This window comes from Xanthomonas sp. D-109, assembly GCF_017746095.1.
Taxonomy (GTDB): Bacteria; Pseudomonadota; Gammaproteobacteria; order Xanthomonadales; family Xanthomonadaceae; genus Xanthomonas_A; species Xanthomonas_A sacchari.
This window is the reverse complement of sequence record NZ_JAGHWV010000008.1, coordinates 341257-347726: the sequence shown is the minus strand read 5'-3', so window position 1 is coordinate 347726 and position 6470 is coordinate 341257. Positions and strand designations below refer to the sequence as shown.

The 6470-nt window shown below is 68.1% G+C and carries 7 protein-coding genes and 1 tRNA gene; 2 read left to right on the top strand and 6 right to left on the bottom strand.

From position 1 onward, the window contains the following. Window positions 1-560 precede the first annotated feature (560 nt). A complete protein-coding gene (locus J7357_RS09645; protein WP_209245948.1) occupies window positions 561-1187 on the top strand; it encodes a TetR/AcrR family transcriptional regulator in 627 nt (208 codons plus the stop codon). Window positions 1188-1456: 269 nt separating this feature from the next. On the opposite strand, the gene J7357_RS09640 is transcribed toward J7357_RS09645, so the two are convergent. Beyond that, complete coding sequence (locus tag J7357_RS09640; protein ID WP_209245947.1) at window positions 1457-2365, bottom strand: LysR family transcriptional regulator ArgP; 909 nt, start codon at window positions 2363-2365, stop codon at window positions 1457-1459. 104 nt (window positions 2366-2469) lie between these two features. Between J7357_RS09640 and J7357_RS09635 the strand changes: the two genes are divergently transcribed. After that, window positions 2470-3087 carry a LysE/ArgO family amino acid transporter gene (locus J7357_RS09635; RefSeq protein ID WP_209245946.1) on the top strand — a complete coding sequence of 206 codons (618 nt, stop codon included), beginning with the start codon at window positions 2470-2472 and terminating at the stop codon, window positions 3085-3087. 290 nt (window positions 3088-3377) lie between these two features. Here the strand turns inward: J7357_RS09635 and J7357_RS09630 are convergent. From J7357_RS09630 to pal, 5 genes are all read right to left on the bottom strand, one after another. Then, window positions 3378-3453: transfer RNA gene (locus tag J7357_RS09630), tRNA-Lys, on the bottom strand. Between the two features lie 63 nt (window positions 3454-3516). Then, window positions 3517-4182, bottom strand: a complete 666-nt coding sequence (gene queC / locus J7357_RS09625) for a 7-cyano-7-deazaguanine synthase QueC (protein ID WP_026143259.1) — start codon at window positions 4180-4182, stop codon at window positions 3517-3519. Between the two features lie 183 nt (window positions 4183-4365). Further along, entirely contained in the window at window positions 4366-5043 is a 678-nt protein-coding gene (gene queE, locus J7357_RS09620) for a 7-carboxy-7-deazaguanine synthase QueE (protein WP_209245945.1), read from the bottom strand. A gap of 46 nt (window positions 5044-5089) precedes the next feature. Beyond that, window positions 5090-5917 (bottom strand): tol-pal system protein YbgF, encoded by an 828-nt coding sequence (gene ybgF / locus J7357_RS09615; RefSeq protein ID WP_209245944.1) that lies wholly within the window; start codon window positions 5915-5917, stop codon window positions 5090-5092. A 6-nt stretch (window positions 5918-5923) separates the two neighbouring features. Beyond that, entirely contained in the window at window positions 5924-6442 is a 519-nt protein-coding gene (pal, locus tag J7357_RS09610) for a peptidoglycan-associated lipoprotein Pal (RefSeq protein WP_010344309.1), read from the bottom strand. Window positions 6443-6470 lie beyond the last annotated feature (28 nt).

Here is a 6470-nt window from a genome sequence, read left to right as displayed (position 1 = left end):
ACTCCGCTCTCACCTGCAACGATAGACCCTTATTTGACACAAGCGGCTTCAGCCGCGACAGGCTTTGCCGGTAACGCCTCATCGCGGCTGAAGCCGCTCCTACCGCGCACTTCCCGACATGATTGCCAGCGTCCGCGGCTCTCCCGGCCGGGTACACACGCGGCCTGGAACTCCCCCGGCAGCACGCCCCCCTGTTCACGTCCTGAGTCGCAGCGCCCCGCGGTGCTTCATGTCGAGTCAGCACCACTGAAACCGCCACAGCCCCGTTCGCGCTCCTCTGCGCACAGAAGCCCCCGATCATGCAGTCACACCTGTCGTGCTCATTGCGAGCACGAAGCGTGCACCAGTGCCCCCATCCAAGAGTGGCGGCCGTCACGCGCGTGGCGACGGGATCGACCAACGTGCCGCCGCACGCGCCGCAGCAACGCATCGCGTCTACAATCGCGCTGCACCGGCATCTGCACATGCGGCGGCGGCACGCGCTACAGCGTGCGCGCCGCGGACAGGTGCCAGGCGGATATCCCCCTCCATGTGGCACCGCTTCCCCCCGAGCCCACGCCATGTCCAACGTAGTCCGGCTGCACAGCGCGCGCGAACGCGAGCAGCGCCTGCACGATGACGTCCTCGATGCGGCCGAGCGCTGCATCGTCGAGAACGGCCTCGGCGCCACCACCTTCGAACTGATCGCCGGGACCGCAGACGTCTCCTGCAGCGCGGTGCGCCGGCAGTTCGACGACAAGCGCGGCCTGGTCCAGGCACTGATGGAACGCGACTACGAGCGCGCGATCCGCACGATGTGGCTACTGCAGCCACCGCCGCACCAGGACGCCACCGCCTTCATCGCCGGTGCGCTGGAAGAATGGCTGGTGGCCGATGCCAACCAGCGCCGGCGACGCCTGGACCTGGAGATGGACCTGGCCGCCGCGCGCGATCCAGAACTGGCGCAGTACGCGCGCCGGCTCAACGTCTCCCTGGTGCAGAACCTGGGCGACCTGCTGCGACGCATGCTGCGCGACCACGGCTGGAGCGGCGGCGAGGCGGAGTTCCAGGCCCGCGTCTATGCGGTCGCCGCGATGTGCGGCGGCCTGCACATGATGATGACCACGGGCGTGGAGCTCAACCGCATGCACCTGCAGTTGATCCTCAGCGAAAGCCTGGCCGGGATCTTCAGTACGGCACGCACCTGACGCTGTCCTGCGCCATTCCCTGTTTACCGCCGATCGTCCATCTGCATCTCCGAAGCACCGACGCGGCGCCTGGTGCGGCCTGCCGACGTCGTCCTTGGTCGATGCAGGCACCACGCCTTTCGCACGAAACTGCGTGCGAGCGGCGCCATCCCCGCAATGGCCCGTCGGATCCAGCGCAACGCGCGATATCGATGCTTGAGGCCGCCGCAAGCAACGCTGTCTGGGCGATCGATGTTCGACGCCGGAACAGGCGACCACCACGAGGCCACTCAGGCAGGCGCTGCTGGCGCGTGCATCTGCCCCGCCGCGTTGCGCAACGCCCGACCGATGTGCTGCAGGGTGCTGGAACGCACTGCAACGTGCTGCCAGTACAACGGCACGTCGAGCCAGCGCTGCGGGTCGACGACGACGATCTGCCGCTGCCGCAGCGCCGCCACCAGCATCTGCTCCGGCGCCAGACACCAGCCCAGGCCGCGCGCGGCGGCCTCGACGAAGCCGATGGAGGTCGGCAGGTAGTGGATCGGCGGATGCAACCGCGCACGGGTGATGCGACGCACGAAGCGCGCCTGCAGCGCATCCTTGCGGTTGTAGACCAGCATCGGGGCGCGAGCCAGCGCCGCGGCGTCCAGGCCATCGGCGAAGTGGCGGGCGAAGAAGGCTGGCGAGGCGATCGCGCGGTAGCGCATCGCACCCAACGCCAGCACATTGCAGCCCTGCAAGGCCTTGCCGACGGAGGTGACGGCACCAAGCACGGCGCCACTGCGCAACAGATCAAGCGTGTGGTCCTGGTCGTCGACCTGGATGTCGAACAGATAGCCATGCGCCTCGTGCAGGGCCGCGAGCGCATCCAGGAACCAGGTCTGCAGCGAATCGTCGTTGACGGCGATGGCGATGCTGCGGGCCGCTGCGCTGCTGGCCGGCGCAGGCAGCAGATCGGCCACCGCCTCGGCCTCCAGCACCTGCATCGGCCGCACGCTGCGCAGCAGGCGCTCGCCGGCGGGCGTCGGCCGGCAGGGAGCCTGGCGCACGATCAGCACCTGGCCGAGCCGGTCTTCCAGCGCCTTGATCCGCTGCGAGACCGCCGACGGCGTCAGCGCCAGGCGGCGCGCGGCGGCCTCGAAGCTGCCTTCTTCCAGCACGGCGGCGAAGGCGGACAGTTGGGGATGAAGCAGATCCATGGCAGCAAGGCAGATTAGGAACGCTTCACAGCCTACAGAAAAATGAGTTTGGCTAATCCTGCTGGCACATGCAGCATGCTTGCCCACGCCACCGGGCACTCCCCATGTTGCTGCACGCACTGTTGGCCGGCCTCGCCGCCGGCGCCAGCCTGATCGTCGCCATCGGCGCACAGAACGCCTTCGTACTGCGCCAGGGACTGCAGCGTCGGCAAGTCGGCCTGGTCGTGGCCGTGTGCGCCGCCAGCGATATCGCGCTGATCGTCCTGGGCGTGTCCGGCATCGGTGCCGTCGTGGATGCCTGGCCCGGCGTGCTGCAAGCATTGCGTTTCGGCGGCGCGGCCTTCCTCGGTGCCTACGCGCTGCTGGCGGCACGACGCGCCTGGCGCGGCACTGGCGGCCTGCAGGCGCAAGGCCAGGATCCGCAGCGCTGGCAGCGCGTCCTGCTGACCTGCCTGGCCTTCACCTTCCTCAATCCGCATGTCTACCTGGACACCATGGTGCTGCTGGGCAGCCTCTCCACGCGCTACCCGGGACAACTGCGCTGGGCGTTCGCACTCGGCGCCTGCCTGGCCAGCGCGACCTGGTTCAGCAGCCTGGGTTACGGCGCGCGGTTGCTGCAGCCGGTCTTCCGCAAACCCGCCGCGTGGCGGCTGCTGGATGCGGCGGTCGCACTGTTCATGCTGGGGTTGTGCCTCGCGCTGCTCCTGCAGCCGCTGGCATGAAAGATTCGGCATCGGCAGCCAAGCAAGGCGAGGCAGCAATGCGGCTACGCCGCCGCACGAGGCCGCCAAGCGCGTATCTGTTCTGACCACGCAGCACAGGCCTCAAGCATCAAGGCCGCACTGATTCGAACGACGAGAATGCCTGAGGGCAGCAAAACGGAGGCGATGCGGCAGCGCTACGACCGCGCGGTACCGAGCGTGGAACCAGCGAGATTGCCGTCGTTTTCAGGGAAATTTTCAGGAGCTGGCTAAAAAACCAGCAAAGGCGACGCCTAACTCTTTGAGACTAGTGGTGGGCCGTGATGGATTCGAACCATCGACCAAAAGATTAAAAGTCTTCTGCTCTACCGACTGAGCTAACGGCCCAAAACAAGACCCCGGCGTTGCACCGGGGCGCGTAGTCTACCCCAGCACGGGCGTTTCGCGAAATCAGGCATAGCGGGTCGGGTCGGCGACGCCAGCGTCGGCGAAGCCGGCCGCGCGCAGGCGGCAGGCGTCGCAGTGGCCGCAGGCGCGGCCGGCGTCGTCGGCGCGGTAGCAGGACACGGTCAGGCCGAAGTCCACGCCCAGGCGCACGCCTTCGCGCACGATGTCGGCCTTGCTCATGTGCTGCAGCGGCGCGTGCACGCGCAGCCCGGCGCCCTCCACCCCGGCCTTGGTCGCCAGGTTGGCCAGGGTCTGGAACGCGTCGATGAACTCGGGGCGGCAATCGGGATAGCCGGAATAATCCACCGCGTTGACCCCGCAGAAGATGTCGGCCGCGCCCAGCACCTCGGCCCAGCCCAGCGCCACCGACAGCATGATGGTGTTGCGCGCCGGCACATAGGTGACCGGGATGCCGTCGCCGCCGGCATCCGGCACCTCGATGTCGTCGGTCAGCGCGGAGCCGCCGATGCTGCGCAGGTCGACGTTGACGGTCTTGTGCGCCACCGCGCCGAGCGCCGAGGCAACACGCGCGGCGGCGTCCAGTTCGGAGGTGTGGCGCTGACCGTAGCGCACGCTCAAGGCATGCACCGCAAAGCCCTGCGCACGGGCGATGGCGACGACGACGGCGGAGTCCATGCCACCGGAGAGAAGGACGACGGCGTTTTTCATCTGGGTGCCGGGAGTGGGGAATGGGGAAACGGGAATGGGAAGAGCGTAGCAGCCAGGCTGGACCGGGAAGATCGAAGGTCTTCGAGACGCGAAAGCGGATCAGGTAGAGCCACGCCTACGGTGCGGCGCTTCTCCGATTCCCATTTCCCCATTCCCGATTCCCAGCTGCGCGCCAGCGCGCAGCTACCGCCCAGGCTCGTCGTTCCACAGCAGCTTGTGCAACTGCATCTGGAACCGCACCGGCAGGCGGTCGGCGACGATCCAATCGGCCAGGTCGCGCGCGGTCAGTTCGCTCTTGCTCGGCGAGAACCAGACCGTGCAGCGGGACTCCAGCCGGTGTTCGGCGACCACGGCGCGCGCCCACTCGTAGTCGGCGCGGCCGCACAGGACGAACTTGATCTGGTCGCGCGCGGTCAGCAGCGGCAGGTTCTCCCAGCGGTTGCGGTGCGCCTCCTGCGACGCCGGGGTCTTGATGTCGAGCACCCGCGACACGCGCGGGTCGACTTCGGCGATGTCCAGCGCCCCGGAGGTCTCCAGCGACACGTCGTAGCCGGCGTCGCACAGGCGCTGCAGCAGCTGCAGGCAGCGCTTCTGCGCCAGCGGTTCGCCGCCGGTGACGCAGACATGCCGCACGCCGTGGCGCGCCACCTCTTCGAGGATCGCGTCGATGTCCCACCACTGTCCGCCATGGAAGGCGTAGGCGGTGTCGCAGTAGCTGCAGCGCAGCGGGCAGCCGGTGAGACGCACGAACACGGTCGGCCAGCCGGCGCTCTCGGCCTCGCCCTGCAGCGACAGGAAGATCTCCGTCAGCTTCAGGCGGGGCAGCGGGCTTTGGACGATATCGCTGGGAACGGCGGCCATGGCGGGAGAAGAGTGCTCCCGCGACGACGGCGGCAGCGTTAGGGGCTCAGCGCAGCTGCTGGCCGAGACGGATCGACTGCAGGCGGTCCTGCGCGGTCCGCGCGGCATCGGACCCAGGATACTTCGCGCCGACCTGTTGCAGGGTCTGCTCGGCGTCCTGGACGCGGCCTTCGCCGTACTGGGACAGGCCGAGCTTGAGCAGCGCACCGGGCGCCTTGTCGTGGGTCGGGTAGCGGCCGATCAGGTCCTGGAACTGGGCCTCGGCCAACTGGAAGTTCTTGGTGGCGTAGTAGCTCTCGCCGAGCCAGTACAGCGCGTTCGGCGCATACACGCCGTTCGGGTAGGCCTGCAGGAAGTTCTGGAACAGGTTCGCCGAGTCGGCGTACTTGCCCGCCTTCAGGGCGTCGAAGGCGACGTTGTAGGCGGCACGCTCGTCGCCGGCGGCAGCCAGGGTGCCGGCGTCGCCGTGCACCGACGGCGGCGGCTCGGCGACGGCGGACGGCTTGCCTGCGGGCGCGGCCGGCGCGACAGCCGGTGCGGCGCCATTGGCCGGCGGCAACGACGGCGTCGCCCCTGCCCCTGCACCATTCTCGAGCCGGCCCACGCGGCCATCCAGGTCCAGGTACTGGTCCTTGATCTGCTGCTTGAGCTGGTCGTTGCTGTGCTGCAGTTGTTCGATCGTGGCCTCCATCGACTGCATCTGCGTCCGCAGCTGGTTGAGCTGGTTCAGCATGTCGGTGTTGGCCTGGGTATTCATGGCCTGCTGCTCGAGCGCGGAAACGCGGTCGGCCAGGCTTGCGCGCTGCGCATGAGCCGGCGCGGCGGCCACGAGGGCCGCCGCGACGATCATCGATGTAAGGACACCGATACGCATCTTTTCTTACTGCGCCGTGTAGACGATCTCGACGCGACGGTTCTGCGACCAGCAGGACTCGTTCGACTCGGTGCAGACCGGACGCTCTTCGCCGTAGCTGACGACGGTCAGCTGCGCAGCCGAGCCACCGTTGGCCTGCAGCGCCGAGGACACGGCGTTGGCACGACGCTCGCCCAGGCCCATGTTGTACTCGCGCGAACCGCGCTCGTCGGTGTTGCCCTGCAGGGTGATGCGCGAGGACGGACGGTCACGCAGGTACTTGGCGTGGCAGGCCATGATCGCCTGGAACTCCGGCTTCACGGTGTCCTTGTCCAGGTCGAAGTAGACCACGCGCTGACGCAGGCAGGAATCGGTGTCCAGGTCGCCCGGGCCATACAGACCGGAGGTCGACGGACCGGTCGGGGCGGTGGTGCCGGTGGTGCCGGTGGTGTCGGTCTGGGGCTGTTCCTTGACCTTCTTGGCGCAGCCGGCCAGAGCTGCAACGGACAACAGCGAAACAAGCAGAACGCGGGTGGTCTTGTTCATGGGGATACCTTGTGGCTCCTGGGCCGAT

What these genes read in the sequence shown, in the direction of transcription:
- queE (WP_209245945.1), bottom strand. Translation starts at nt 5,043, where the DNA reads ATGGCCGCCGTTCCCAGCGATATCGTCCAAAGCCCGCTGCCCCGCCTG.
- J7357_RS09635 (WP_209245946.1), top strand. Translation starts at nt 2,470, where the DNA reads ATGTTGCTGCACGCACTGTTGGCCGGCCTCGCCGCCGGCGCCAGCCTG.
- J7357_RS09645 (WP_209245948.1), top strand. Translation starts at nt 561, where the DNA reads ATGTCCAACGTAGTCCGGCTGCACAGCGCGCGCGAACGCGAGCAGCGC.
- queC (WP_026143259.1), bottom strand. Translation starts at nt 4,182, where the DNA reads ATGAAAAACGCCGTCGTCCTTCTCTCCGGTGGCATGGACTCCGCCGTC.
- pal (WP_010344309.1), bottom strand. Translation starts at nt 6,442, where the DNA reads ATGAACAAGACCACCCGCGTTCTGCTTGTTTCGCTGTTGTCCGTTGCA.
- ybgF (WP_209245944.1), bottom strand. Translation starts at nt 5,917, where the DNA reads ATGCGTATCGGTGTCCTTACATCGATGATCGTCGCGGCGGCCCTCGTG.
- J7357_RS09640 (WP_209245947.1), bottom strand. Translation starts at nt 2,365, where the DNA reads ATGGATCTGCTTCATCCCCAACTGTCCGCCTTCGCCGCCGTGCTGGAA.